Here is a 26,398-nt window from a genome sequence, read left to right as displayed (position 1 = left end):
TGCCGCCGCCGGTTTTGGCAAGACCACGTTGATGCAGCAATTGCGCGAGCAGTATGTGACCGGCGGCAAGGGGACGCTGTGGATCAACCTGGAGCCCGCCGACAACGACCCGCAACGCTTCGTCAATCTGCTGGACAACGGCTTGCGCGACTTGCTGCAAACAGGTCCGGACATCGAACAGCGAAGTGGCCAGGATTTGCTGGAAGATGTTTCGTTCAGTGCCCTGCCGTTCGCCGTTCTGCTGGACGAAGTCGAAGTGCTCCAGAATCCCGACGTGCTCGATTTTCTCCAGCAGTTCATTGAGCACCTGCCGTCGGGAAGTGTCGTGGTCATGGCTTCGCGTTCCACACCCGGCATTGGCCTGGGGCGAATTCGTGCCCGCGGCCAGTTGCTGGAAATTCGCCCCGGCGACCTGCGATTCACCCCCGATGAAGCCATGGCGTTCATCCGCGACAAGCGACAAATCCCGTTGCAGGACGACGAACTGGCGATTCTGTACCGGCGCACGGAAGGCTGGATCGCCGGGCTCTATCTGGCCAGTCTGTCGCTCAAGGATCGGGACGATCACGCGGCGTTCATCGCCTCTTTTTCCGGTTCCAACCTGGAATTGGCCGAATACCTGACCGAAGACATCCTGGCCCGCCAGACCGAGGACTGCCGGGTGTTCCTGATGCAAACCAGTGTCCTTGAGCAATTTTGCGTACCGCTTTGCGAAGCGGTCACCGGGCGCAGTGACAGTCGCGCGATGATCGATCACCTGGACCGGACCCATCTATTCCTGGTACCGGTCGACAGCCAGCAGCAATGGTTCCGTTATCACCATCTGTTTGCCAGTTTTCTGCGCCACGCACTGGATCGCCTGTATCCGGGCATGGCGAGCACGCTTCACGAAACCGCCGCACGCTGGTTTTTCGATGCCGGGCAACCCATCCCGGCGATCGAGCACCTGTTCAGTGCCGGGCTGCTCGAGCAGGCCGCCGACGAACTCAATACCCACCTGGACACGCTGATCGAGAGTGGCCGTACGCGGTTATTGCTGCGTTGGCTGGATCGTATTGGCGAAGAGACTCGTGATCGTTATCCCAGGCTCAGCCAGGCCTATGCCTGGCTGCTGGTTTCCACCACGCGCCTGAAGGATGCCATGCACGTTGCCGAACGCCTTGAGCGCCACTCGGGGCCTGACTATGCGTATGTCACCGAGGCCCTGCATTGCCTGCATCTGGGGGTCACGGATCAGGCGGAAGCCTGTTGCCGCATGGGTGTTGAAGTGCTGGCGCGCATACCGGCCGAAGAAACCCATCTGTACACGGTGTTGGCCAGTTCGGTGGCGATGAACATGGTCGCCAGTGGTCGCTACGATGAAGCACGCAACCTGCTCTCCAAAGCGCTGCAGCGCGATCCCAGGATTCAGTCGAGTTTTCTGCGCCATACCTACAGCGCCAACGAAAGCATCCTCGACCTGATCCAGGGGCGCCTGAGCAATGCCCTGGTGCGTATGCAGAGCACACCGTACCGTGCGCAAAATGACGGCCAGCGAAAACCCCACGAAGCCAAGCTGTCGATGGACATTCTCCATGGCCTGCTGCTGTACGAGACCGGCGCCTTCGAAGACGCAGAGAAAATCCTCCGGCGTTGCCTGTTCTTCGCCAAACACGTCGCCTCCCCCGAGAACCAGATCGTCACCCATGTGCTGACCGCGCGAATCGCCTATGGCCATGGCGATCGCACCACCTGGATGCGCTGTCTGGTGGAACTGGAGCAAATCGGTCGCCAGGTCGGTTCACGTCGCGTGGAGTGCTCGGCGTGGCTGGAGCGCGCGCGCGTGGCACTGCTTGAGCAACGCCCTGACATCGCCGTGCAATCGCTGCACGCGGCAGACCTTGCCGGCGACTGGGACCGACCGGACTTCATCCGTTTTGCCAACGACGTGGACACTCCGAGCATTGCCCGTCAGCGCCTGCGCATCGCCCAGGGTGAAGGTGTGGCGGCGGTCAAGGCCTTGCGGGCGGCAATCGAGCACGCCAGGCAGTGGCAGCACCGGCGTCGTGAATTGAAACTGCATATCCTTTTGGCGATGGCATTGGACAGCCTCCAGCAACCGCAGGAAGCGTTCCAGGCGCTCAATGACGCGTTGCACCTGGCCAGTCACGACAACTTCCTTGCGACGTTCATCGAAGAAGGCGATCGCCTGGCCGGTCTGCTGCAGCGCTGGGCAACGACCGGCAAGCCGCGCTGCAAGGAACTGGGGATCGCCCCCGGGTTTGTCGATGACCTGTTGCAACGCCTGGGAGTCGGGGATGCCAACACGGATGCCATGGGTCACGACAACGGTGCTCATCAGATGCTGACCGTGCGCGAATATCAGATCCTGCAATTGCTGGCCGCCGGGCACCGCAACCGGGAGATCGCTGAAAAGGTGTTTCTTTCCGAGTTCACGGTGAAATCGCACCTGCAGAAAATCTACGCCAAGCTGGATGCCAATGGGCGCACGGAAACCCTGGCGATTGCCCGGGCGCGTGGCTGGATTACCTGATCAACTTGTGGCACCTGCAGGAGCAAAGCTTGCTCGCGATGGAAGTTAACCCAATGCGGGCTATCTGAATGACCGCGTTGCCTGGACGTTTTTCGCGAGCAAGCTTCGCTCCTGCAGGTTGATTGGCCTCAGCCTTCTTCCATCATCGCGCTGTAGGCCTGCAAGTGATGGTCGTCATCGCCAAACTGCCGGGCAACCATCAGCAAATGCTTGGCGTGATGGGAAAGCACATACTCCCAGGTCAGGCCGATCCCGCCGTGCAGTTGAATACCCTGATCAGCGACAAACCGCGCCGCACGACTAACGATGTACTTGGCCGCCGCCAGCGTACGGCTGCGTTCCGGATTGTCCGGCTCATCCGCCACACAAGCGGCGAGCAGGGTCATGGACGTCGCCTGGTCCAGTTCGATGTGCATGTCCACCATCCGGTGCTGCAAGGCCTGGAACTTGCCAATGGCCTGGCCGAACTGTTTGCGGGTCTTCAGGTAGTCGAGCGTCAGTGCACAGGTGGCCTCAAGGCTGCCGACGGCTTCCGCGCACTGCGCAGCGATCGCGCGGCCTTGCTGATAACGCAAGGCATCCAGGGCCTGGCCGTGAGTACCCAGCACCGCGGCACCGCTGACGAAGACATCGTCCAGGTACAGGTCACACGCCCTGCGGCCATCCATCGTCGGGTACTCGCGCATGCGGATGCCCGGGGTGGACGGGTCGAGCAGAAAGAGGCTGATACCTGCTTCGTCACGATCCTCACCGGCCACCCGCGCCGACACCAGAATCAGACCGGCACTTTGTCCGCTCACGACCACCGACTTGTGTCCATTGAGCAACCAGCCACCGTTGACTGCCAGCGCGCGAGTCTGCACATCGTGCAATTGATAGTGACTTTGCGGCTCTTCGACAGCGACCGCCAATTGCAACTCGGCACTGGCCACTTGCGGCAGCAGTTCGTTCTTTTGCAAGTCGCTGCCCAACTGATCAATCAAGCCACCGGCGAAAATCACTGATTGCAGGAACGGCTCCAGGCACAAACCGCGCCCCAGTTCCCTTGCAACCACCATCACCTCCACGCCGCTGCCGCCGAACCCGCCGAATTGCTCGGCGAATGGCACCGACGTCAGGCCCAGCTCACCGAGTTGCTGCCAGAACCCGGTGCTGAAGCCCTTGGCGCTCTCGCGAAACTGCTCGCGCTGCTCGAAACCATAGGTATCGCGAACCAGTCGGGCAGCCGTGTCTTGCAGCATTTGCTGCTCTTGGGAAAGTTTGAAGTCCATGGTCTGCCCCTTAGAGTTCGAGAATCATCTTGGCGATGATGTTTTTCTGGATTTCAGTGGAACCGCCATACACCGAGGCTTTACGCATATCCAGGTACTGGCAGGTCGACGCGTTGCTGTATTCGCTGTGCAGCAGCTCGCCCTCATGGTCATGACCCAGCTCGTCCTTGAGAAACGGATTGGCGTAGGCGCCGACGGCTTTGGTCAGCAGGTAAGTGATGGTCTGGCGGATCTCGGTGCCCTTGATTTTCAGGATCGAACTTTCCGAGCCAGGCACACCGCCCTCCCGGGCGGACGCCAGGATGCGCAGGTTGCTCATGCCGATGGCCATCAGCTGGATTTCCACATCGGCGATCTGCGCACGAAAGTACGGGTCTTCGATCAGCGGCTTGCCGTTGCGTCGCTCGGACCGGGCGACCTGCTTGAGGCGTGACAACATGGCCTTGGCGATGCCGATTCCGGCAATCGTCGTGCGCTCATGGGTCAGCAGGTACTTGGCGCATGTCCAGCCCTCGTTTTCCCGTCCGACCAGGTTCCGAACCGGGACGCGCACATTGTCGAGGAACACTTCATTGACGTAATGACCGCCGTCCAGGGTGATGATCGGTCGGACGGTGATGCCGGGGCTTTTCATATCGATCAGCAGGAAGGAAATACCCCGCTGCTGCTGCGCTTCGGGATCGGTGCGCACCAGGCAGAACATCCAGTCGGCCATATGCCCGGTGGAGGTCCAGGTCTTCTGGCCATTGACCACGTATTCGTCGCCCTCACGTACCGCGCGCGTGCGCAGGCTCGCCAGATCGGAACCGGCGCCGGGCTCGGAATAGCCCTGGCACCACCAGTCGTCACAGTTGAGAATGCGCGGCAGGTAATGGGCCTTTTGTTCGTCGGTGCCGAACTTGATGATCACGGGGCCGACCATGTTGACGCCGAAGGGCACGATCCGTGGCGCACCGGCGACCGAGCATTCCTCGTCGAAAATGTGCTTCTGCACAGCGCTCCAGCCGGTACCGCCCTGCTCCACCGGCCAGCTTGCCGCCAGCCAGCCCTTATCGTTAAGGGTGCGCATCCACCGCACCTGATCGGCCTTGCTCACCGATTTGCCCTGATTGATTCGCGAGGCAATGGCGGCCGGCAGGTTGTCCTTGAGAAACCCCCGGACTTCTTCACGAAACGCCACTTCATCGGGGCTGAAATGAATATCCATCTAGTACCTCAACTGTAAGTCGCCAGCCTGGGCCGGTCTTGTTTTTGTGAACACATCGGGCGCCGTCACTGGTCGAAGACAATCACCGAGCGGGCCAGCTCGCCACGGCGCAGCTCATCGAAGGCCTCGTTGATCTGCTCCAGCTTGATGCGCTGGGAGATCATTTCGTCGAGTTTGAGCCGGCCCTGCATGTAGAAATCGGTCAGGCGCGGCAGGTCGACCGGGAAGCGGTTGGAACCCATGAACGAGCCCTGGATGCGCCGCTCGTGCAGCAGCGCCAGGGGGTCGAGTTCGAGCTTTACGCCGGGCTTGATCATGCCGATGACCGTGGCGGTGCCCCCGCGAGCCAGCATCCCGAAGGCCTGTTCGGCGGTTTGCTTGAGGCCGATGCACTCGAACGCGTGATGCACCCCGCCCCGGCTCAGCTCCAGTACTTGCGCGACCGCGTCGCCGTCTTTGGCATTGACCACGTCGGTGGCACCGAACTGCCGGGCCAGTTCCAGTTTCGAGTCGAGCATGTCGATCGCGATGATCCGACCGGCACCGGCCAGCGCCGCGCCGTTGATGGTCGACAGGCCGATTCCGCCACAGCCGATCACCGCCACGGTTTCACCCGGACGCACCTTGGCGGTGTTGAACACCGCGCCGGTGCCGGTGGTGACCGCGCAGCCGAGCAATGCCGCGCGATCCAGTGGCATGTCGCGGCGAATGGCAACCAGCGCGTTCTCATGCACCAGCATCTGCTCGGCGTAGGCCGACAGGTTGATGAACTGGGTCATCGGTTTCTGGATGTAGGTCAGGCGTGGTTCTTCATCCGCGCCGCGCTTGGTGTCCGGTGATACGCACAGCGACAGGTGCCCGGTGACGCAATGCTCGCAGTGCCCGCAATAGGCCGACAGGCACGTCACAACGTGGTCGCCCGGCTTGACGGTACGAACCTCGGAGCCCACTTGCTCGACAATGCCGGACGCTTCGTGCCCCAGTACCACCGGCATCGGATACGGATAGGCGCCATCGACGAAATGCAGGTCGGAATGGCAAACGCCCACGGCGACGGTACGCACCAGAACTTCCCGGGGGCCGGGCTTGCTGATACCGACTTCTTCGATGGTCAGTGGTTTTCCGGGGGCGTGGAGTACGGCAGCTTTCATGTTTTTATTCTCTTTATTAGAAGCGGGATTGAGCCGGCAAAGGCAGATGGATCGAGTGCACCCGCCGAGCCGGTGAATGACTTAGCGCTTGATCATCGAACCGACGATCTGGCGTACCTGGGCGCTATACGGAGGGCGCATCACGTCCGGCCCGTCGACGCCGCGAAAGACCGATTTGCCATGACTGAACGTGCGGAAGCCGTCAAAGCCGTGGTAGCAGCCCATGCCGCTGTTGCCGACACCGCCGAACGGCAAGGTCTCGACACCGCCATGTCGCAATACGTCGTTGAGCGTCACGCCACCGGAGGTCGTGCGGTTGAGCACAAAGGACTCTTCGGCCGCGTCATTGCCGAAGTAGTACAGGCCCAGTGGACGCGGGCGCGAGTTGATGTAGCCGACCACCTCGGCGAAGGAGCTGTAGGGTTTGAACGGCAACAGCGGGCCGAAGATTTCGTCCTGCATCACTTGCAGTTGATCGCCGGGATCGCGCAACAGAGTCGGCACCATCTTGTGGAACGGCTGGCCGTCGAAGTCTTCGTCTGCGGGGTTCAGCTCGATCAACTCGACCCCCGCCGCGCGTGCTTCATTCAAATAACCGTGCAGACGCTCAAAGTGCCGGGCATTGATGACCGAGGTGTAATCCGGGTTGTCGAGCAGCGTGGGGTACAAGGTGGCGACCGCTTCCCGGACCGCCGCGACAAACGCCTCCTGTTGCTCTTCGGGTACGAACACATAGTCCGGCGCCAGGCAAATCTGCCCGGCGTTGTGCAGCTTGCCGGCAATGATTTTGCTGACCGCCGCCTTCATGTCCGCGGTGCGAGAGATGATGGTCGGCGACTTGCCGCCAAGCTCCAGCGTTACCGGTACCAGGTTTTCCGCAGCGGCGTGCATGACGTGCTTGCCGATGCTGCTGGCGCCGGTGAACAGCAGATGATCGAAGGGCTGGCGGCAGAACGCTTGGCCGACGTCGGGGCCGCCGGTGATGATCGCGACTTCATCCTCTGCGTAGACTTCGCGGACGATGCGCTGCAGCAACGCAGAGGTGTTCGGGTTGAACTCCGAAACCTTGATCATCACCCGGTTCCCGGCCGCCAGGGCACCCGCTAAGCCGTTGAACACCATGTTTCCCGGAAAATTCCACGCGGTGAGAATGCCCACCACACCCAACGGCTGATACTGCACCCAGGCTTCGCCGCGATCACTGGTTCGTGGTTCCGGCTGCATCCATTGCGCGATATTGGCCCTGGTGTACTTCAAGGAGGCCAGTGGCCCCAGCACATCCACCAGACGAGTGAAGTCATGGCTGCGATGGCCGAAGTCATCGTTCAGGGCCTGGACGATTTCGTCCTGGTAATCCACCAGCAGGCCGATGGCCCGGTCGATCAACTCACAACGCTGCTCGGCCGTCCACGGCTCCTGCGTCAGGCAGGCGGCACGCTGCTTGTCGAGGATGACGCGAATGTCGGCGGCAATCAGGTTTTCATTGGCACTCATAGTGTTCGGACTTCCATGCAATGGTAGGCGGTTCGGGAGCTGCCAATCGGGTGTCGGGCCGTTACACTCAACGGCTCGAACCACAATCGGGTATCGCTCATGACGGTCGATACTAGAAAGGGCCGCCCCGGCACGACGACAACCAAAGGTAGGATGCATGGAAGGTTTTGAACGTAGTTCCAACGAACCAGCACAGGGAGCAAAGCCGCCGATTCGCGCGGGCAAGTTCCTCGCGCCGGCCAGCCCGCCGGGGCAGTTGGAGCGTTCGGCCCTGCTTGCCCGGCTGGACCAGCATGAAGGTGTGCGCCTGATCCTGATCAGCGCTTGCGCCGGGTATGGCAAGAGCACGCTGTTGCAGCAATACCGCGAACGCTATCTCGGCAAGGGGCACCGTGTGCTGTGGTGCAATCTGGACACGCTGGACAACGATCCGCTGCGCCTGGCCCTTGTACTGTTTGTCGGCCTGGGTGACTTGGGCGTGGTCGACGCAAGCGATATTCCGGCCACGGACAGCAGCCCTGCACAACTGGAGCATTGTCTGCTGGAACAGGTCGCCGCGAGCAGCGCTCCGTTCACCTTGCTGCTGGATGAGTTCGAAGCCCTGCACAACCCGCCGGCATTGCAACTATTCCAGCGGCTGCTCAACGTCTTGCCCCCTCACTCGACCCTGGTGATCGCCACCCGTACAACACCGGCGATCAATCTTGGACGGTTGCGCGCCCGGGGTGAGTTGCTGGAAATCGGCACCGAAGAACTGCGTCTGAGCGCTGAGGAAGCGGCTTGCTATCTCAAGGAAAAACGTCAACTGTCCCTCGGCGCAACCGAGATCGCTCACCTGCACCAGCGCACTGAAGGCTGGATCACCGGCCTTTACCTGGCCTCATTGTCGTTGCAACGGCACAGCGACCCGGCGGCATTCATTGCCTCGTTCAATGGTTGCAACCCGGCGCTGGCGGAGTATCTGGCTGAGGATGTGTTGGCCAGGCAAACCGGGGAATGTCAGCAGTTCCTGTTGCAAACCGGCATTCTGGAGCAGTTTTGCCCGGCCCTGTGCGATGCCGTCACCGGCCGCACTGACAGCAAGGCCGTGCTCGAATCACTGGAGCGATCCCACCTGTTCGTGAGCGCCACCGATAACGAACGCCAATGGTTCCGCTATCACCCTTTGTTCGCCGACTTCCTGGTGCAAACACTCAAGCAACGGCACCCCGACACGTTCGAGCAACTGAATCAGCAGGCGGCACGCTGGTACTTCGCCAGCGGCCACCCGGTCGATGCGCTCGAGCATCTGTTTGCCGCCCATGCCGAAGAGGAAGCCGCCACACAGCTTGAGCTTCATGTCGACACGCTGGTCGAGCATGGTCATGCCAGTTTGCTGATGCGCTGGCTCTCGCGAATTCCCGCTGACATTCGTGACCGCCACACCGGCCTGGGCATTGCCTACGCCTGGGCACTGCTCCATGCGCGACGTTACAAGGAAGCGCTGCAAGCGCTGGAAAACCCGGCATTGGCGGGGGAGCATCACTATGTTCATCCACTGTTGCTGCTGATCGGCGATCGCGTCGAAGAAGCGCGGCTTGCCAGCGCCGACATGTTGCGCAATCTCACCCCTGAAGACCAAACCGGGTATCGGGTGACTGCGCTGGTTCACGCCACCTGCCTGGTCTACACCGCACGCTATGACGAAGCCCGGCAATTGCTCGGCAGCGACGGCATACGCCAGGCGCAGCGCGAATCGTCATACCTGCGCGATGTAGTCGATTCACTGGAGGCCCTGCTCGATCTGGCCCAGGGGCAACTGGACAGTGCCCTGGCCCGGGTGTACACCGCCGTGCGCCGCAGTCGTGATCAACTCACCGGCACGCTGCCAGTGGGTTTTCCGGTGCTGCAAACCACGCATTGCACGCTGCTCTACGAAGCCGATGCGATGGATGAGGCCAAACAGCAGCTCAGCAAATTGCTGCCCTATGCCCGGGACCACGCCGCGCCGTACTCGCTGATCACCACCCATGTCTTGCTCGCGCGCATCGCTTACCTGAGCGGTGACCGCCCCGCCTGGTTGCGTTATCTGGCCGACCTCGACCAGTTGGGGCAGGTGGTCGGTTCATCGCGCATCCTCTGCTCCACCTGGCTGGAGCGGGCGCGAGTCGCCACGCTGGAGAACCGGTTGGACACGGCCGATCACGCGATGCGTGCCGCCGAGCAACTGCGCGACTGGGAACAACCGGGCGTGACATTGAGCGCCAATGATGTCGACACCCCCTTCACTGCCCGTCAGCGCCTGAGCATTGCCAAAGGCGACGCCGGCTGCATCGAGCCATTGCGCCAGGCCATCGAAGAAGCACTGAAACGCCACCAGCATCGCCTCGCACTCAAGCTGCGCCTGTTGCTCACGCTGGCGCTCGATGGCGGGAAGATGCACAAAGAGGCGCTGGAACAATTGACCCTGGCCCTGCGCTTCGCCAGCCACGTTGGCTTCATCCGCACCTTTCTCGACGAGGGCGTGCCCATGATGGCCGTGCTGGAGCGATGGTCGGTGACCTTTCATGGTCAGGAAGAAGCCTTGGGCATTCGCACGGGCTTTGTCGCCCTGTTGCTGCAAGGCAACCGCAACAGTGGCAAGGCCGAAACCGCGAATGACGTTGAGCCGCAGACCCGTCTTTCCACCCGTGAACTGCAAGTGGTGCGGTTGTTGGCGTTGGGTTATCGCAACCGTGAAATTGCCGAAAAGATGTTTCTCTCCGAGCTGACCGTGAAATCGCACCTTCGCAAGATCAACACCAAGCTCGGCGCCGGTGGCCGCACCGAAGCGGTGTCTATTGCACGGTCACTCGGCTTGCTGGACTGAGGATCAGCCTTGTGCAGGCGGCACGGATGCCAATGCATGTTCGATGAACGTCAGCAATTGCGTACGCAACAACTTCAGATCAATGCCTGCGGGGTCCAGCAGAAATTGCAGCATCATTCCGCGCAGCGTGCCGAGGATCAGCAAGGCACTGGCCAGTGGGTCCACCTTGGCGCGAATCTCACCCGTTTCGATACCTTCGCGAATGTAGCCGGCCAGGTGTTCCATGACCGAGTGGTTGTATTCGGCGAGGATCTGCACGGTTTCCGAGTCCTGAGTCACCGCTTCGGACAACAGCGCCAGTAGCGCACGGGTATTGACCCAGTCACCGTCAGGGCGCGACAGGTAAATGCCGACGAACCCCTTCAGTGCGTCCAGTCCTGGCCGCCATTGCGGTGAACGGGCCTGGACCAGCTCCATGAACGTGGCATTGACGAAACTCGCCAGGGCACGCAGCAGTCCAGCCTTGTTGCCGAAATGATGGGTGGCCAGTCCACGGCTGTAGCCCGCCTCTTCGCCCACCTCGGACAACGTCATCCCCACCCAGCCCTTGCGCGCAACAATTTGCCGTGCGGCGATCAACAAGCGTTGTTCCGCCTCGGCGCGGCGTTCGAGCTGGGTCCGACGCGCGGTTGGCTGGGCGGGTTTCTCAACGGGTTCCATCGGGCAATTCCTTACTGGCCTGTGAATCTGGAGGTTGGACATGGCGACACCCGGCGCGGATGCGGCGATCACTTCGACCCATTCGAAGGCCAACCGGGCGCGGCATGGTAACCGAATTTCCCGCGCCCTGATTACGGGGTCGTTGGCCATTCATACATTGGCGGCTCCTTGTGCAGGAACCTCGCCGTCGCTGCATGGAAATAGGCTGACGTCATCGCCAGGGTCTGTGCGCTGGCCTCTGCATCCAGTTGTGCCTGGAGCGTGCTTTCAAAGGTGCGGCCCAGCAGACGCTTGCTCATGCCGAACGCGGTGGGCGACATGTTGCCCATGCTGCGAGCGATTTCCCGGGCCCGATCGAGAAATGCTTCAGGTGGATGGGTTTCCAGGACGATGCCAAGGGCCAGCGCGTCCTGTGCTGACAGCTCACGTGCGCAGTAGATGATTTCCTTGGCTTTCTGATAACCGACAATCCGTGGCAGCGTGTAGCTCGCCCCCATATCCGCGACGGCGCCAATGCGTGCGAACGCCATGCAAAAGCGGGCCCGCTCGGATGCGATCACAAAATCGGCGGCAAGGGCCAAACTGAAGCCGGCGCCGAAGGCGACTCCATCGACAGCTGCGATAACCGGGCGGTCGAACTCCATCAGCGAAACAAGAACCCGGTTGGCGTCGGTCATCGTCGCCTGCCGCGCACTGGCCTCGACTTCGCCGCCCATGTTGTTGATGTCGCCACCGGAACAAAAATCGCTGCCCGCTCCCGTCAAGAGCAATGCCTTGACTTGAGGGTTACTGCGCAGTTGATTGAGTGCGTCACCCAACTGCTCGAATACCTGCCTGTTCAGCGCGTTTTTTCGCTCCGGACGCGACAGGGTCAATGTGGCCAGCCCTTCTTCCATGCTCAGCAAAACGGATGTCGACATAACATTTGCACCCCGATAACTGACTTGATTCCAGAGATGATCCAGCCTATTGACCCGAAAAGACGGGCAATCGCCGTTCGGTCATGGCACTGATGCCTTCGGCGAAATCGGCACTGACGATCTGCCACTCCTGCTCGCTGGCTTCCCGGTCGATGATGCGGTCGACCGCGTCGGCCAGCCCCATGCGCAGGGTTTCGCGGCTGGACATGACGGCCAGCGGCGCGGAGGCGGCGATTTCTTCGGCCAGTTCCCGAGCGGCCTGACGTTCCTGCCCCGGCTCAGCCAGCACGTCGGCAAGTCCTATGCGTACGGCCTCGCGGCCATCGATGCGCCGGCCGGTGGCAATCAGCAACGACGCCATTTGCGGGCCGACCAGGCGCGGCAGAGTGACCGACATACCGAAGCCCTGATGAATACCAAGGCGGTTGAAGTTGGCGCAAAAGCGTGCCTTTTCGCTGGTCACACGGAAATCCGCCACCAGGGCCAGGCCCAGTCCACCGCCAATCGCGGCCCCTTCCACCACGCAGATCAGCGGCTTGCGGGTGCGGAACAGTTTCACCGCGTTCTTGTACACCCGGCGCGGGTATTGCGGATCACGCTGGTCAGCACCGGAGAAGTCCGCACCGGCACAGAACACCTTGCCTTCGGCTTGCAGGATGACCACACGGCACTGCGCCATTTCATCGAGATATTCGAGCATGGTGACCAGGTCCCGGATCAGTTCGGCGTCGAAAAAATTCAAGGGTGGCCGGCTGAAACCCAGCGTTGCGACATGTCCTTGCATGTCCAGGGTGAGGCCGCGGCCGGGAATAAACAGGGTGTTTGCAGACATAAAAGCTCCATCAGTGAATTGGAAAAACGCAGGCGGCCGCTACTTGAAGGCTGTCAGGGTTGCTGATAGCTTATTTACTTGTTGTCCGTTCAGCAAGTTGCAAAATACCGCTTCCTCCCTCCATTACAAGAGCAATAAAAACATGCAGGCACTCGATATTCGTCCCTGTCGCCTGGACGCCAGTACACAAGCCTTGCGCACAGAGGTTCGCGAATTTCTCGCCGATGCGTTGAGCGACCTCCCCGCCCATGAGCGCGCGAAGAACTGGAACGGCGCCGATCCCGAGTTCAGCCGCAAGTTGGGCGCCCGGGGCTGGCTGGGCATGACCTGGCCAAAACGCTACGGTGGCCATGAGCGCAGCGCCCTGGAGCGCTACGTGGTGCTGGAAGAATTATTGGCCGCTGACGCACCGGTGAACGCGCACTGGATCGCCGAGCGTCAGTCCGGCCCATTGCTGATGAAATTCTCTCCCGAGGTTTTGGCACCGCGCCTCCTGCCCGCCGTGGCCCGGGGGGAAATCATGATTTGCATCGGCATGAGCGAGCCGGATGTCGGTTCGGACCTTGCCTCGGTGCGTACCCGCGCCGTGAAGGCCGATGGCGGCTGGATCGTCAACGGCAGCAAGGTCTGGACCACCGGCGCGCATCGCAGTCATTACATGGTCACCTTGCTGCGCACCGGCCCGAAGGAAGAAAGCAACCGCCATGCCGGCTTGTCGCAGTTGCTGGTCGACCTGAAGGCGCCCGGTGTCACCGTGCGACCGATCTACAACATGCTCGGCGAGCACGATTTCAACGAAGTCTTTCTCGACAACGTATTCGTCCCTGACGACTTCGTCATCGGCCAATTGGGCGATGGCTGGAAACAGGTTGGCGCGGAACTCGCCCTGGAGCGCAGCGGCCCGGAACGCTATCTCAGTTGCACCCAGCTCTACCTTGAAATGCTCGACGCCGCCGACCCGCAAGACTCGCGGCACACCGTCAGCCTCGGGCGCGTCGCCGCGCGCTACGCCGTGTTGCGGCAAATGTCGCTGGGTGTCGCCGGCATGCTGGCCCGGGGTGAAAACCCCGCGACTCCAGCAGCCCTGGTGAAAGACCAGGGCGCCCTGCTCGAGCAATCACTGCCCGATCTTGCCCACGATCTGTTCGGGGGCACTCGCCAGCCGGGCTCCAGACTCGACCAGGTGATGCGTTACCTGACCCAAACCGCGCCATCGTTCTCGCTACGTGGCGGCACCCGCGAAATTCTTCGCGGCATCATTGCCAGAGGATTAGGACTGCGATGAACCAGGCACTCAAAGATCAAGGCGTGAACGACAGCGCCCCCTCGGAACTGCAATCGATGATTGCCGACAGCGTCGAACGCCTGTTCGCCGGGCGAATCACCACCGATGTCCTGACACGCTTCGATGCCGGCCAGGCGGCCACCGAGCTATGGCAGCAGGTGGTGGACAACGGACTGCCCGGCGCACTGGTGTCTGAAGAGGCTGGCGGCAGCGGCGCCACCTGGCTGGAAGTCAGCCCGGTACTGCGGGCCATCGGTTACTGGAAAGCCCCGCTGCCCTTGAGCGAAACCATGCTCGCTGCCTGGTTGCTGGCTGCGGCAAATCTGGAGGTGCCCGAAGGTCCGATCACGTTGATCCAGGCCGGGCGTCTGGGCGATCTCGAATTGGGCGAGGACGGTCGTCTCAATGGCAACGCGATCAACGTGCCCTGGGCGCGCACCTGCCAGTGGGCTGTGGTCGCCGCTTCGGCAAACCGCCTGGCGCTGGTCGACCTGCGACAGGACGGCGTCCGCCTGGAGGCTGGCAGCAACTTTGCCGGCGAGGAACGCAATGTGGTGCATTTCGCGGCGACGCCGGTTCATGCGCTGGGGCAATTGCAACTGGCGGATGTGGCGGAGCCGGTCTGGCTGTTCGGTGCGTTGATTCGCGCCAGCATGTTGGTCGGGACCCTGGAATCTAGCCTTGATCAGGCCGTGGGGTACGCCAACGAGCGTGTGCAGTTCGGCAAGGCCATCGGCAAGTTCCAGGCAATACAGCAGCAACTCGCGCAAATGGCGGGTGCCATCGGGGCTGCGCGAACCGCGATACAAGTGGCCCTGCAGAGTGCCTGCCAGATCATGACGGCCGAACCGGGTAGCGAAAGCACGCTGCTGTTCGACGTGGCAGTGGCCAAGGTCTGTGCCGGCGAAGCCGCGACCCTGGCGGCTTCAGTCGCGCATCAGGTGCACGGTGCGATCGGGTTTACCCACGAACACACCCTGCACTTCGCCACTCGCCGCCTGTGGTCCTGGCGAGATGAATTCGGCAGCGATGCGCAATGGGCGGAAGTCCTCGGTCTGTCGGCGATCGCCGCAGGCAGCACAGGGTTCTGGAGGGGGCTGACGGCACGCAGGTTTTAACCTGCTCGTCGTCAGCCCCTGACAGGCAAACAAGGACAAGGATGTCCCGGGTGCACAAATCACCCGGCTACACTGATTCGATACATTGGCGCGCCGAGACTTCGACCATGGCAACCAAAACCGCAATCGTATTCGCTGGCGGTGGCAGCCTGGGGGCTGTCCAGGTGGGCATGTTGAAGGCCCTGGTCGAAGCCGATGTTCGATTCGACCTGGTGGTCGGCGCTTCGGTCGGCGCCATCAACGGTGCTTACTTTGCGTCACGGCCCGATGCAGCTGGCGTCGAGGCACTCGCCGGTTTCTGGCGCGGTTTGCGCAAAACCGACATTTTCCCCCTGTCCTGGCTCGATACCTGTAGAGGACTGCTCAAGCAGCGTGGTTTTCTGTTGCAGCCATCCGCCTTGAACCGGCTGCTGGAGCAGGCGCTGCCCATAACGCGTATCGAGGATGCGGTGTTGCCGCTGCACATTGTCACCACCGATTTGCTCAGCGGCGCCGAGACCGTTCTGTCCAGTGGCAAAATCGGCAAGGCGTTGCTGGCCAGCGCCGCCATTCCACTGGTATTTCCCAGTGTGCAAATTGGCGATCAGTTCCTGATTGACGGGGGCGTGGCCAGCAATACCCCCATTTCAACCGCCGTCGCCCTGGGAGCCACCGACATCGTGGTCGTCCCCACCGGGATGAGTTGCGCCCTGCCCCAACCGCCCCGGGGCTTGATCGCCCTGGCATTGCATACCGTCAACCTGATGAGCATGCGCCAGTTGGTGAGCGACATTGAACACTTCCGCACCCTCGCCAACCTGCATATCGTCCCGCCTTTGTGTCCCGTGGACGTATCGGTGTTCAACTTTGCCCAGACCGAGTCCCTGCTGCAGCGTGCCCATGAACAGACCCTGCGCTGGCTGGCCCGAGGCGGGCTGGAACGCACCAAGGTACCGGGCGCCCTGACGGTGCACTCCCATGGCCATGAGCATTAAGTGCCGCGAGGCACTTGCAGGTAGCCATCATAAGCTGTGACGATATCGACTTTTTTCTCCAAGCCTTGGCAAGTGTGCTTGCCGTCCAGGAAATACGGACCGACTGATGATTAAAAATGCACCGCAAGCGCTCTATCGGCGCGCGAAGGATTTCGTGCAGGGCCAGCTTCGCGCGGGCGTTTGGAAACCCGGGGACCTGATCCCTTCCGAGCATCGGTTGGTCGAGGAACTGGGCATGTCGCGCATGACCATCAACCGTGCCTTGCGTGAACTGACCGAAGAAGGCCATCTGGTGCGAATCTCGGGCGTTGGGACCTTCGTCGCCGAAAGCAAGCCGCAATCCAACCTGCTGCGAATCACCAACATCGCCGACGAGATCATCGCTCGGGGCCACACTTACACGTGCAAGGTCCTGCACCTGGGGCGCGAAGTCGCCTCGATGCCCGTAGCGGCTGCATTGTCGCTGCCGACCGGTGCTTCGGTTTTTCACGTGATCTGTGTGCACAGCGAAGAAGGCATTCCGGTGCAGCTCGAGGATCGCTACGTCAATCCCGAGATGATTCCCGATTTTCTCCAGCAGGAATTTGGCGAAAACCTGCAACCGGCCATGTACCTGTTGCAGGTGCTGCGGCCCGATGAGATGGAGCATATCGTCGAGGCCAGCCACCCAAGCAGCGACGAAAGCAAATACCTGCAAATCGATATCAACGAACCTTGCCTGGTGCTCATGCGCCGCACCTGGAACCAGAGCAAGATCGTGACCTACGTGCGCCTGATCCACCCCTCCTCCCGCTATCGCCTGGGCAGCCGCCTGCCGGTCGGGGCGCACAGGGACAACTGATCGTTTCAGCGTGACTCACCGATACCCGGCCCGTGGCGGGTCTTGAGCGGCTCCTATACTGCTTGGACCACCCTGCCCTCAGACACTGTCGTCTGACAGCCTGAAAAGGAGACGCCAACGTGAGTACCCCGAAGCTGCACCCTGTGCTGGACAATGCTGCACCGGACAAAGGTTTTGAACCTGCCGCCGCGAACTTCACCGGCGGCACCCTGCAATGCCTGTGTGCAAACGACAAGGTCGAGGTCAGGGTCGACGCGCAAACCCTGCATAACCATGCGTGCGGCTGCAGCAAATGCTGGAAGCCACAAGGGGCGATATTCGCCGTGATTGCCGTGGTGCCCCGTGACAAGGTCAGCGTCACCGCCCATGGCGAAAAACTGGAAATTGTCGACGCCTCCGCGACCATCCAGCGCCACGCCTGCAAGCAATGCCACGCCCATCTCTTCGGGCGGATCGAGAACAAGGATCATGCGTTCTACGGCCTGGACTTCGTGCACACCGAGCTGTCGCCTCAGCGTGGCTGGTGCGCACCGGGTTTCGCGGCGTTCGTGTCGTCGATTATCGAAACCGGCACGCCACCGGCGCAGATGAAGGCCATCCGCGAACGGCTGCGTGCTATCGGCCTTGAACCCTATGACTGCCTGTCCCCGGATTTGATGGACGCACTGGCGACCCATGTCGCCAGGCAGAGAGGCCTGTTGCCAGGCGCTTGAAACCTGCCCTTGAGTTACAGGTGGCGAGGGGATTCCTCCCCTCGCCACAGGCATGCGTCCGGCTTAACGAACCGTCGATTCGCCCATCACCCGCGCCGCCTGCCCCGCCACTGGCTTGACCCACAGCCGGTAAGCGAGCACCAGCAAGGCAATCCACACACACCCGACGATCAAGGCTGCCTGAGTATCCGGGAAGTAACCCAATACGCCGAAGATGAAGGCCATGAAGACAATCGCGGCCATCGGCGCATAAGGCCAGAACGGCACTGGAAACTTCAGCTGTGCGACCTGTTCGGCGCTCATCGAGCGACGCATGGCCACCTGGGTCAGCAGGATCATCAGCCACACCCAAACGGTGGCGAAGGTCGCGATCGACGCGATCAGGACGAACACGTTTTCCGGGATCAGGTAGTTCAGCAGCACGCCACCGAGCAAGGCGGCGCTCATCACCACCACGGTCATCCATGGCACGCCATGGCGCGACAACTGCCCGAAGGCCTTCGGCGCGTGACCTTGCCGCGACAGGCCGAACAACATGCGCCCGGCACCGAAGATGTCGCTGTTGATCGCCGAGATCGCCGAGGAAATCACCACGATGTTGAGGATGGTCGCCGCCGAGCTGATGCCCAGGTTGTCGAAAATCTGCACGAAAGGACTGCCGTTGCTACCGATTTGCTGCCACGGGAAGATCGACATCAGCACAAACAGGGTCAGGACGTAGAACAGCAGGATCCGCAGGGGAACCGCGTTGATCGCTTTTGGCAGTACATGCTGCGGGTCCTTCGCTTCACCGGCGGTCACGCCGATGATCTCGATGCCGCCGAACGCAAACATCACCACCGCGAACGAAGCGATCAGGCCGCCCACGCCGTTGGGCATGAAGCCGCCCTGGGTCCACAGGTTGCTGATCCCCGTCACATGTCCGGTGGTTGAACTGCCAATGCCGAACGCCATGATGCCGAAGCCGCCGAGGATCATCGCGATAATCGCGCCGACCTTGAGCAGTGACATCCAGAACTCCATTTCACCGAAGACCTTCACGGTGCACAGGTTCAGGCCGCCGATCACGAAGACGATGCCGAGCACCCAGATCCAGCGCGCCACTTCCGGAAACCAGAAGCCCATATAGATGCCGAAGGCCGTCACGTCGGCCAGGCCGACGATGACCATCTCGAACGCATAGGTCCAACCGAGAATAAAGCCGGCCATCGGCCCCAGGTAGGTGCTGGCGTACTGGCCGAAGGAACCCGCGACCGGGTTGTGCACCGCCATTTCACCGAGGGCGCGCATGACCATGTACACCGCCGCGCCACCGATCAGATAGGCCAGCAGCACCGCCGGGCCAGCCATCTGGATCGCAGAGGCCGAACCGTAGAACAGCCCGGTGCCGATGGCCGACCCCAACGCCATGAAGCGGATATGCCGAGCCGACAGCCCGCGTTTCAAACCTGTTGCTTGCGCTTGCATTTCGCTTTCCTGATTATTTTTGTCGGGCGAAAAGCCGCACACAGCCTGTCAGACAGACCGTGCACGGAAATGGGAGGTGCCGGGAGCCGGGCTCCCGGCCAAGACGCCTGCTTAGAGGCTTGGCAGCAGACGCGCCGGTACCAGCTCGTTCAGGCAACGGGAGGCCAGCAGTTCGCTCGCGGCATTGATGTCCGGGGCGAAGAAACGGTCTTTTTCGTAGTGGGCGACTTTGTCACGCAGGGTGGTACGTGCCAGTTCCAGCTTGGCCGAGGTCTTCAGGCCTTCGCGCAGGTCCAGACCCTGGCAGGCGGCAAGCCATTCCACGGCCAGAATGCCACGGGTATTTTCGGCCATTTCCCACAGGCGCTTGCCGGCAGCCGGAGCCATGGACACGTGGTCTTCCTGGTTGGCGGAGGTCGGCAGGCTGTCCACCGAGTGCGGATGGGACAGCGCCTTGTTCTCGCTGGCCAGCGCCGCAGCAGTCACCTGGGCGATCATGAAACCGGAGTTCACGCCGCCATTGGCCACCAGGAACGGCGGCAGTTGCGACATGTGCTTGTCCATCATCAGCGAGATGCGACGCTCGCTGAGGGAGCCGATTTCGGCGATGGCCAGCGCCATGTTGTCGGCGGCCATGGCCACCGGCTCGGCGTGGAAGTTACCACCGGAAATCACATCGCCTTCAGCGGCGAACACCAGCGGGTTGTCGGACACGGCGTTGGCTTCGATCACCAGTACTTCGGCAGCGTGGCGGAACTGGGTCAGGCAGGCGCCCATTACTTGAGGCTGGCAGCGCAGGGAGTACGGATCCTGCACCTTCTCGCAGTTCTGGTGGGAATCGGAGACTTCACTGCGCTCGCCCAGCAGGTCGCGGTAAGCGGCAGCGGTGTCGATCTGACCTTTTTGACCACGAGCGGCGTGGATGCGCGCGTCGAACGGCGAACGCGAACCCAGTACCGCTTCAACGGTCAGGCCGCCTACAGCCAGGGCGCCGGCGAACAGGTCTTCGCCTTCGAACATTCCGCGCAGGGCGAATGCGGTGGACACCTGGGTGCCGTTGAGCAGCGCCAGGCCTTCCTTGGCCGCCAGGGTCAAAGGTTCCAGACCGGCCACAGCCAGGGCTTCGGTAGCCGGCAGCCATTGGCCCTTGTAGCGGGCCTTGCCTTCGCCCAGCAGCACCAGCGACATGTGCGCCAGAGGAGCGAGGTCGCCGGAGGCGCCTACAGAACCTTTCAACGGAATGTGCGGGTAAACCTCGGCGTTGATCAGCGAGATCAGCGCATCGATGACTTTGCGGCGGATGCCGGAGAAACCACGGCTCAGGCTGTTGACCTTGAGCACCATGATCAGGCGGCACAGTGCGTCGCTGATCGGCTCGCCGACACCGGCGGCGTGGGACAGCACCAGCGAACGCTGCAGGTTTTCCAGGTCGGCGCTGGCGATGCGAGTGGATGCCAGCAGGCCGAAACCGGTGTTGATGCCGTAGGCGGTGCGGTTTTCGGCGAGGATCTGTTCCACGCAGGCGACGCTGGCTTCGATCTGGGCCGAGGCGCTGTTGTCGAGGGTCAATTTCACTGGCTGCTGGTACACAGCGCGCAGTTGGGCAAGGCTCAGTTGGCCGGGAATCAGGTTCAATGCAGTCATGTTCAAGCTCCTTAAGCCTGGATAATCATTTATTCCTTGTAGGAGCTGAGCTTGCTCGCGATGAGGCCGGCAAATTCAACATATGCGTTGGCTGACACACCGCCATCGCGAGCAAGCTTTGCTCCTACAGGTTTTGCTTTGTTATTTGCCGGTAATCATCGGCAGGTTCAGCCCTTGTTCCTTGGCGCAGTCGATGGCGATCTGGTAACCGGCATCGGCATGACGCATGACGCCGGTGGCCGGGTCGTTGTGCAGCACGCGAGCGATGCGCTCGGCCGCTTCGTCAGTACCGTCGCAGACGATCACCATGCCCGAGTGCTGGGAGAAGCCCATGCCAACGCCGCCGCCGTGGTGCAGGGACACCCAGGTCGCGCCGCTCGCGGTGTTGAGCAGGGCGTTGAGCAATGGCCAGTCGGACACGGCGTCGGAACCGTCCTGCATCGATTCGGTTTCGCGGTTCGGGCTGGAGACCGAGCCGGAGTCCAGGTGGTCGCGACCGATCACGATCGGTGCCGACAGCTCGCCGCTGCGGACCATTTCGTTGAACGCCAGGCCCAGCTTGGCGCGCAGGCCCAGGCCGACCCAGCAGATACGCGCCGGCAGGCCCTGGAAGCTGATGCGCTCGCGGGCCATGTCCAGCCAGTTGTGCAGGTGGGCGTCGTCCGGGATCAGTTCCTTGACCTTGGCGTCGGTCTTGTAGATGTCTTCAGCGTTGCCCGACAGTGCCGCCCAGCGGAACGGGCCGATGCCACGGCAGAACAGTGGACGGATGTAGGCCGGTACGAAGCCTGGGAAATCGAAAGCGTTTTCCACGCCCTCTTCCTGGGCCATCTGACGGATGTTGTTGCCGTAGTCGAAGGTCGGCACGCCCATTTTCTGGAAGTCGAGCATGGCTTTGACGTGCACGGCCATCGATTGCTTGGCGGCTTTCACCACGGCAGCCGGCTCGGTCTTGGCGCGAGCGCGGTATTCGTCCCAGGTCCAGCCGGCTGGCAGGTAGCCGTTCAACGGGTCGTGGGCGCTGGTCTGGTCGGTGACCATGTCCGGACGCACGCCGCGACGCACCAGTTCCGGGAGGATTTCAGCGGCGTTGCCGCACAGGGCGATGGAGATCGCCTTGCCTTCCTTGGTGTATTTCTCGATGCGAGCCAGGGCGTCGTCCAGATCCTTGGCTTGCTCGTCGACGTAGCGGGTTTTCAGACGGAAATCGATGCTGATCTGCTGGCATTCGATGTTCAGCGAGCAAGCGCCAGCCAGAGTTGCAGCCAGAGGCTGGGCGCCGCCCATGCCACCGAGGCCTGCGGTCAGGACCCACTTGCCGGTCAGGTTGTCGTTGTAGTGCTGGCGACCGGCTTCGACGAAGGTTTCGTAGGTGCCCTGGACGATGCCCTGGCTGCCGATGTAGATCCAGCTGCCGGCGGTCATCTGGCCGTACATGGCCAGGCCCTTGGCGTCCAGTTCGTTGAAGTGTTCCCAAGTGGCCCAGTGCGGCACCAGGTTGGAGTTGGCGATCAGCACGCGCGGGGCGTTGCTGTGGGTCTTGAACACGCCGACCGGCTTGCCGGATTGCACCAGCAGGGTCTCGTCGTCGTTCAGGTTGGTCAGGCTCTCGACGATCTTGTCGTAGCACTCCCAGTTACGCGCGGCACGGCCGATGCCGCCGTAGACCACCAGTTCCTTTGGATTCTCGGCCACTTCAGGGTCGAGGTTGTTCATCAGCATGCGCAGCGGCGCTTCGGTCAGCCAGCTTTTGGCGGTCAGCTTGTTGCCGCGCGGGGCACGGATTTCAACGTCACGGTGCTTGGTAACTTGGGCGGGGGTTGGCTTGCTCACCGGGAATCCTCTTGTTTTGGCCTGTCGGGGTGGTTTGTTGATACAGCGGATGTATAAATACAATCATGTATATACAAGCTTAATCAAGTGAATTTTTCACCGAGTCTGTTTTTAGGTCGTCGCGGGTGAAATGACTGGATATACGGATGAATCTGAACGCCGAATAAACCTGTAGGAGCGAGCATGCTTGCGATGGACGTCAACGATAACGCTGGCAGCCTGACGCCCCGCGTTGCTCTGTCGTTCATCGCGAGCATGCTCGCTCCTACAGGGGATTGATCGCGCTCTTCGGGGTTACTTCAGGTTACCGCTGAGGAACTGCTGCAGGCGTTCGCTCTTGGGGTTGCCCAATACATCCTCGGGCGCGCCCTGCTCTTCCACGCGCCCCTGGTGCAGGAACAACACCTGGTTCGACACCTTGCGGGCAAAGCTCATTTCGTGGGTGACCATGATCATGGTGCGCCCTTCTTCGGCCAGCCCTTGTATGACCTTGAGCACCTCACCCACCAGCTCCGGGTCCAGCGCCGAGGTCGGTTCATCGAACAGCATGATCTCCGGCTCCATGCTCAGCGCCCGGGCAATGGCGACGCGCTGCTGCTGGCCGCCAGACAGAAAGGCCGGGTATTGATCGGCCACCCGCGCCGGCAAGCCGACCTTGTCCAGATAACGCCGGGCGCGCTCCTCGGCGTCCTTCTTGCTGACCCCCAGCACCCGGCGCGGGGCCATGGTGATGTTCTCCAGCACCGTCATGTGGCTCCACAGGTTGAAATGCTGGAACACCATGGCCAGGCGGGTGCGCAGGCGTTGCAGTTCGTCGGCGTCGGCCACGCGCATGCCGTGCCGGTCGTGGACCATGCGAATCGGCTGGTTGTCCAGGCTCATGGCGCCGTCGTTGGGCGTTTCCAGGAAGTTGATGCAGCGCAAAAAGGTGCTCTTGCCCGAGCCACTGGCGCCGATCAGGCTGATCACGTCGCCGGTCTTGGCGCTCAGCGAGACGCCCTTGAGCACTTCATGGTTGCCGTAGCTTTTGTGCAGGTTTTCAACGGTCAGTTTGTACATGTGCAAGCCTCCTGAATTAATGAGCCGGGCCAAGGAAAGACAACCAGCGGCGTTCAGCCAGGCGGAACAGGCTGACCAGTGAGAAAGTGACTGCCAGGTAGATGGCGGCGGCAATACCGAACGACTGGAACGTCAGGAAGGTCGCCGAGTTGGCATCCCTGGCGACCTTGAGAATGTCCGGCACGGTGGCGGTGAAGGCCACGGTGGTCGAGTGCAGCATCAGGATCACTTCGTTGCTGTAATACGGCAACGAGCGGCGCAGCGCCGACGGCATGATCACGTAGGCATACAGCTTCCAGCCCCGCAGGCCATAGGCCTTGGCGGCCTCGATTTCGCCATGGTTCATGCTGCGGATCGCCCCGGCGAAAATCTCCGTGGTGTAGGCGCAGGTGTTCAGGGCGAAAGCGAGGATGGTGCAGTTCATGGCGTCGCGAAAGAACGCGTCAAGCATGGGCTGGGCCCGCACCGCCGCGATGCTGTAGATCCCGGTGTAGCAGATCAATAGCTGTATATACAGCGGTGTGCCGCGAAACAGGTAGGTGTAGAACTGCACCGGCCAGCGCACCCAGACGTTGCGAGACACCCGGGCAATCGACAGCGGCACCGACATCACGAAGCCGATGAAGATCGAGGCGCTGAGCAACCACAAGGTCATGGCCAGGCCGGTGATGTTCTGGCCGTCGTTATAGAGGAAGGGTTTCCAGTATTCCTGCAGTAGCTCGATCATCGTACGGCCTCACGGGTGCCTGCAGCGTAGTGGATCTCCAGCCGGCGCAGGACCTGGTTCGAAACGGTGGTGACCGCCAGATAGATCAGGGCCGCCAGCACCAGGAAGAAGAACAGTTGGTAGGAACTCTTGCCGGCGTCCTGGGCCACCTTGACCAGATCCGCCAGGCCGATGATCGACACCAGCGCGGTGGCCTTGAGGATGACCATCCAGTTATTGCCGATGCCCGGCAGCGCGAAGCGCATCATTTGCGGGAACACCACCAGGCGAAAGCGCTGGGCACGGGTCAGGCCGTAGGCGGTGGCGGCTTCCATCTGCCCCTTTGGCACGGCGAGGATGGCGCCGCGAAAGGTCTCGGTGAAATACGCCCCGTAGATGAAGCCCAGGGTAATCACCCCGGCGCTGAACGGGTCGATTTCGATGTAGTCCCAGCCCATCGCTTCGGTCAGTTGGGTCAGCCAGGTTTGCAGGCTGTAGAAGATCAGCAGCATCAGCACCAGGTCCGGCACCCCGCGGATCAGCGTGGTGTAGGCCTGCGCCGGCATGCGCAACAGCGCCGAGCGGGACAGCTTGGCGCTGGCACCGATCAGGCCCAGGCCCACACTCACCAGCAGGCACATGAAGGACAACTTGACCGTCATCCACGAGCCTTGCAGCAGCAACGGGCCAAAGCCCTTCAGGCTGAAGCCCGACAGCCCGAGAATCTGCAAAAGGTTATCCAGCATGGAGCACCTCCTTGATGCAGGAGGCAGAAACGCAAGGAGCTGAAGCGGAAAGGGTCAGAAAGGTTTTTTTCATTGTTGTTTTCCTGAAGACCAACATGAGCGCTTGTGGCGCACGGGTATGGTTCGTGGAGCCGATCAAGATGCACACACCTCGGACAAGGTCGCGGACAGACCCGTGAGTCGAGGTGTGCGGCCGACTCTAATGCAGCTATCTCTACTTGTACAGACAGGCATAAGCATTTGGTCGGAAGGTGCCATACGCCTCCCCTCGCAGAACCCATGCGCCAGTCGGCTACCCGTTGTTGATATCGAAGTCGAAGTACTTGGTCTGGATCTTTTCGTAGGTACCGTTGCGGTGAATCTCGGCCAGGGCCTCGTTGATGGCCTGCTTCAAATCGGTGTCTTCCTTGCGTAAGCCGATGGACGCACCCATTCCCAGGGTCTGGGTGTCGTGCACGGCCTCGCCGGCGAACGCGAAGTCACGACCCTGCTCGCTTTTCAGGAAGCTCATGTCCGCTTGCACCGTGTCCTGCAGAGTGGCATCCAGTCGCCCCGACAGCAGGTCCTGATACACCAGGTCCTGATTCTGGTAGGACAGGACGGTCACACCATTGGCCGCCCAATGAGTCTTGGCGAAGGCTTCCTGGGTCGAGCCCATCTCCACGCCGATACGCCGGCCCTTGAGCGACTCGATCACCGGCTGGATGTCCGTACCCTTCTTCGCCACCAGGCTGGAGGGGGTGTGGTAGATCTTGTCCGAGAAGTCGATCTGCTTCAGGCGCTTTTCGGTCACGCTCATCGACGACAGAATGCCGTCGAACTTCTTCGCTTTCAGGCCCGGGATGACGCTGTCCCAGGGGCTTTCCACCCATACGCATTTGGCTTTGAGCTGGGCACAGATGGCATTGCCGATGTCGATGTCAAAGCCCACCAGCGTACCGTCGGCCGCCTTCGACTCGAATGGCGCGTAGCTGGGGTCGACACCGAAGCGGATAACGGTCCAGTCCTTGGCGTATGCGCCGCCGGCGGCCAGAAAAAGGGCGAGCGAAAGGACGAGTTTGTTCATATGAAACTCCGAAGACAGGTTCATTAAAGG

The 26,398-nt window shown here is 61.5% G+C and carries 21 protein-coding genes; 7 read left to right on the top strand and 14 right to left on the bottom strand.

Translation table 11 applies throughout. The features are described from left to right. Positions 1-31 precede the first annotated feature (31 nt). Positions 32-2,533: a LuxR C-terminal-related transcriptional regulator gene (locus DKY63_RS03305; protein ID WP_110962810.1), complete on the top strand. Its 2,502-nt coding sequence runs from the start codon at positions 32-34 to the stop codon at positions 2,531-2,533. A gap of 128 nt (positions 2,534-2,661) precedes the next feature. On the opposite strand, the gene DKY63_RS03300 is transcribed toward DKY63_RS03305, so the two are convergent. The 4 genes from DKY63_RS03300 to DKY63_RS03285 form a co-directional block, all read right to left on the bottom strand. After that, entirely contained in the window at positions 2,662-3,804 is a 1,143-nt protein-coding gene (locus tag DKY63_RS03300) for an acyl-CoA dehydrogenase family protein (RefSeq protein ID WP_110962809.1), read from the bottom strand. A 10-nt stretch (positions 3,805-3,814) separates the two neighbouring features. After that, on the bottom strand, positions 3,815-5,011 hold the full coding sequence (locus DKY63_RS03295; RefSeq protein WP_110962808.1) for an acyl-CoA dehydrogenase family protein: 1,197 nt from the start codon (positions 5,009-5,011) through the stop codon (positions 3,815-3,817). 65 nt (positions 5,012-5,076) lie between these two features. Then, positions 5,077-6,162 (bottom strand): Zn-dependent alcohol dehydrogenase, encoded by a 1,086-nt coding sequence (locus DKY63_RS03290; protein WP_110962807.1) that lies wholly within the window; start codon positions 6,160-6,162, stop codon positions 5,077-5,079. A gap of 81 nt (positions 6,163-6,243) precedes the next feature. Continuing rightward, a complete protein-coding gene (locus DKY63_RS03285; RefSeq protein WP_110962806.1) occupies positions 6,244-7,656 on the bottom strand; it encodes a coniferyl aldehyde dehydrogenase in 1,413 nt (470 codons plus the stop codon). A 157-nt stretch (positions 7,657-7,813) separates the two neighbouring features. Between DKY63_RS03285 and DKY63_RS03280 the strand changes: the two genes are divergently transcribed. Further along, the gene (locus DKY63_RS03280; RefSeq protein WP_110962805.1) at positions 7,814-10,504 is read left to right on the top strand and encodes a LuxR C-terminal-related transcriptional regulator; all 2,691 of its coding nucleotides are present in this window, start codon (positions 7,814-7,816) and stop codon (positions 10,502-10,504) included. Between the two features lie 3 nt (positions 10,505-10,507). Here the strand turns inward: DKY63_RS03280 and DKY63_RS03275 are convergent, their stop codons facing one another. The 3 genes from DKY63_RS03275 to DKY63_RS03265 all read right to left on the bottom strand — a co-directional run bounded on the left by DKY63_RS03275 (position 10,508) and on the right by DKY63_RS03265 (position 12,916). Then, positions 10,508-11,164, bottom strand: coding sequence for a TetR/AcrR family transcriptional regulator (locus tag DKY63_RS03275; RefSeq protein WP_110962804.1), 657 nt, complete (start codon positions 11,162-11,164; stop codon positions 10,508-10,510). A gap of 131 nt (positions 11,165-11,295) precedes the next feature. Continuing rightward, positions 11,296-12,060 carry an enoyl-CoA hydratase/isomerase family protein gene (locus DKY63_RS03270; protein WP_239499443.1) on the bottom strand — a complete coding sequence of 255 codons (765 nt, stop codon included), beginning with the start codon at positions 12,058-12,060 and terminating at the stop codon, positions 11,296-11,298. A gap of 70 nt (positions 12,061-12,130) precedes the next feature. Further along, the gene (locus DKY63_RS03265; protein WP_110962802.1) at positions 12,131-12,916 is read right to left on the bottom strand and encodes an enoyl-CoA hydratase/isomerase family protein; all 786 of its coding nucleotides are present in this window, start codon (positions 12,914-12,916) and stop codon (positions 12,131-12,133) included. A gap of 142 nt (positions 12,917-13,058) precedes the next feature. Here DKY63_RS03265 and DKY63_RS03260 point away from each other — a divergent pair, with 142 nt between their 5' ends. From DKY63_RS03260 to gfa, 5 genes are all read left to right on the top strand, one after another. After that, positions 13,059-14,201, top strand: a complete 1,143-nt coding sequence (locus DKY63_RS03260) for an acyl-CoA dehydrogenase family protein (protein WP_110962801.1) — start codon at positions 13,059-13,061, stop codon at positions 14,199-14,201. Then, the gene (locus tag DKY63_RS03255; protein WP_110962800.1) at positions 14,198-15,319 is read left to right on the top strand and encodes an acyl-CoA dehydrogenase family protein; all 1,122 of its coding nucleotides are present in this window, start codon (positions 14,198-14,200) and stop codon (positions 15,317-15,319) included. The genes DKY63_RS03260 and DKY63_RS03255 overlap by 4 nt, the downstream gene beginning before the upstream one ends. A gap of 107 nt (positions 15,320-15,426) precedes the next feature. Further along, complete coding sequence (locus DKY63_RS03250; RefSeq protein ID WP_110967826.1) at positions 15,427-16,293, top strand: patatin-like phospholipase family protein; 867 nt, start codon at positions 15,427-15,429, stop codon at positions 16,291-16,293. Positions 16,294-16,399: 106 nt separating this feature from the next. After that, positions 16,400-17,134, top strand: a complete 735-nt coding sequence (gene hutC / locus DKY63_RS03245; RefSeq protein WP_110962799.1) for a histidine utilization repressor — start codon at positions 16,400-16,402, stop codon at positions 17,132-17,134. 119 nt (positions 17,135-17,253) lie between these two features. Continuing rightward, positions 17,254-17,847, top strand: coding sequence for an S-(hydroxymethyl)glutathione synthase (gene gfa, locus DKY63_RS03240; RefSeq protein ID WP_110962798.1), 594 nt, complete (start codon positions 17,254-17,256; stop codon positions 17,845-17,847). A 63-nt stretch (positions 17,848-17,910) separates the two neighbouring features. Here gfa and DKY63_RS03235 read toward each other — a convergent pair whose 3' ends face one another. The 7 genes from DKY63_RS03235 to DKY63_RS03205 all read right to left on the bottom strand — a co-directional run bounded on the left by DKY63_RS03235 (position 17,911) and on the right by DKY63_RS03205 (position 26,368). Further along, positions 17,911-19,314: an amino acid permease gene (locus DKY63_RS03235; protein ID WP_110962797.1), complete on the bottom strand. Its 1,404-nt coding sequence runs from the start codon at positions 19,312-19,314 to the stop codon at positions 17,911-17,913. 111 nt (positions 19,315-19,425) lie between these two features. Continuing rightward, complete coding sequence (gene hutH, locus DKY63_RS03230; RefSeq protein ID WP_110962796.1) at positions 19,426-20,958, bottom strand: histidine ammonia-lyase; 1,533 nt, start codon at positions 20,956-20,958, stop codon at positions 19,426-19,428. 141 nt (positions 20,959-21,099) lie between these two features. Further along, positions 21,100-22,791 carry a urocanate hydratase gene (gene hutU, locus DKY63_RS03225; RefSeq protein WP_110962795.1) on the bottom strand — a complete coding sequence of 564 codons (1,692 nt, stop codon included), beginning with the start codon at positions 22,789-22,791 and terminating at the stop codon, positions 21,100-21,102. Between the two features lie 294 nt (positions 22,792-23,085). Continuing rightward, complete coding sequence (locus DKY63_RS03220; RefSeq protein ID WP_110962794.1) at positions 23,086-23,850, bottom strand: ABC transporter ATP-binding protein; 765 nt, start codon at positions 23,848-23,850, stop codon at positions 23,086-23,088. A 16-nt stretch (positions 23,851-23,866) separates the two neighbouring features. Then, positions 23,867-24,577, bottom strand: coding sequence for an ABC transporter permease (locus DKY63_RS03215; RefSeq protein ID WP_110962793.1), 711 nt, complete (start codon positions 24,575-24,577; stop codon positions 23,867-23,869). Beyond that, positions 24,574-25,302 carry an ABC transporter permease gene (locus DKY63_RS03210; protein ID WP_110962792.1) on the bottom strand — a complete coding sequence of 243 codons (729 nt, stop codon included), beginning with the start codon at positions 25,300-25,302 and terminating at the stop codon, positions 24,574-24,576. Before DKY63_RS03210 ends, DKY63_RS03215 begins: the two co-directional genes overlap by 4 nt. A gap of 292 nt (positions 25,303-25,594) precedes the next feature. Beyond that, positions 25,595-26,368, bottom strand: coding sequence for an ABC transporter substrate-binding protein (locus DKY63_RS03205; protein WP_110962791.1), 774 nt, complete (start codon positions 26,366-26,368; stop codon positions 25,595-25,597). Between the last annotated feature and the right edge of the window lie 30 nt (positions 26,369-26,398).

Origin of the sequence: Pseudomonas putida (assembly GCF_003228315.1) — a bacterium.
In the GTDB taxonomy this organism is placed as follows: Bacteria; Pseudomonadota; Gammaproteobacteria; order Pseudomonadales; family Pseudomonadaceae; genus Aquipseudomonas; species Aquipseudomonas putida_S.
The sequence above is the reverse complement of the archived record's forward strand: the minus strand, read 5'-3'. Positions and strand labels throughout refer to the sequence as shown.

Excerpts from the sequence above, each read along its gene's own strand:
- DKY63_RS03305 (WP_110962810.1), top strand. The coding sequence starts at position 32 with ATGCAGCAATTGCGCGAGCAGTATGTGACCGGCGGCAAGGGGACGCTG.
- DKY63_RS03300 (WP_110962809.1), bottom strand. The coding sequence starts at position 3,804 with ATGGACTTCAAACTTTCCCAAGAGCAGCAAATGCTGCAAGACACGGCT.
- DKY63_RS03295 (WP_110962808.1), bottom strand. The coding sequence starts at position 5,011 with ATGGATATTCATTTCAGCCCCGATGAAGTGGCGTTTCGTGAAGAAGTC.
- DKY63_RS03290 (WP_110962807.1), bottom strand. The coding sequence starts at position 6,162 with ATGAAAGCTGCCGTACTCCACGCCCCCGGAAAACCACTGACCATCGAA.
- DKY63_RS03285 (WP_110962806.1), bottom strand. The coding sequence starts at position 7,656 with ATGAGTGCCAATGAAAACCTGATTGCCGCCGACATTCGCGTCATCCTC.
- DKY63_RS03280 (WP_110962805.1), top strand. The coding sequence starts at position 7,814 with ATGGAAGGTTTTGAACGTAGTTCCAACGAACCAGCACAGGGAGCAAAG.
- DKY63_RS03275 (WP_110962804.1), bottom strand. The coding sequence starts at position 11,164 with ATGGAACCCGTTGAGAAACCCGCCCAGCCAACCGCGCGTCGGACCCAG.
- DKY63_RS03270 (WP_239499443.1), bottom strand. The coding sequence starts at position 12,060 with ATGGAAGAAGGGCTGGCCACATTGACCCTGTCGCGTCCGGAGCGAAAA.
- DKY63_RS03265 (WP_110962802.1), bottom strand. The coding sequence starts at position 12,916 with ATGTCTGCAAACACCCTGTTTATTCCCGGCCGCGGCCTCACCCTGGAC.
- DKY63_RS03260 (WP_110962801.1), top strand. The coding sequence starts at position 13,059 with ATGCAGGCACTCGATATTCGTCCCTGTCGCCTGGACGCCAGTACACAA.
- DKY63_RS03255 (WP_110962800.1), top strand. The coding sequence starts at position 14,198 with ATGAACCAGGCACTCAAAGATCAAGGCGTGAACGACAGCGCCCCCTCG.
- DKY63_RS03250 (WP_110967826.1), top strand. The coding sequence starts at position 15,427 with ATGGCAACCAAAACCGCAATCGTATTCGCTGGCGGTGGCAGCCTGGGG.
- hutC (WP_110962799.1), top strand. The coding sequence starts at position 16,400 with ATGATTAAAAATGCACCGCAAGCGCTCTATCGGCGCGCGAAGGATTTC.
- DKY63_RS03235 (WP_110962797.1), bottom strand. The coding sequence starts at position 19,314 with ATGCAAGCGCAAGCAACAGGTTTGAAACGCGGGCTGTCGGCTCGGCAT.
- hutH (WP_110962796.1), bottom strand. The coding sequence starts at position 20,958 with ATGACTGCATTGAACCTGATTCCCGGCCAACTGAGCCTTGCCCAACTG.
- DKY63_RS03220 (WP_110962794.1), bottom strand. The coding sequence starts at position 23,850 with ATGTACAAACTGACCGTTGAAAACCTGCACAAAAGCTACGGCAACCAT.
- DKY63_RS03215 (WP_110962793.1), bottom strand. The coding sequence starts at position 24,577 with ATGATCGAGCTACTGCAGGAATACTGGAAACCCTTCCTCTATAACGAC.
- DKY63_RS03210 (WP_110962792.1), bottom strand. The coding sequence starts at position 25,302 with ATGCTGGATAACCTTTTGCAGATTCTCGGGCTGTCGGGCTTCAGCCTG.
- DKY63_RS03205 (WP_110962791.1), bottom strand. The coding sequence starts at position 26,368 with ATGAACAAACTCGTCCTTTCGCTCGCCCTTTTTCTGGCCGCCGGCGGC.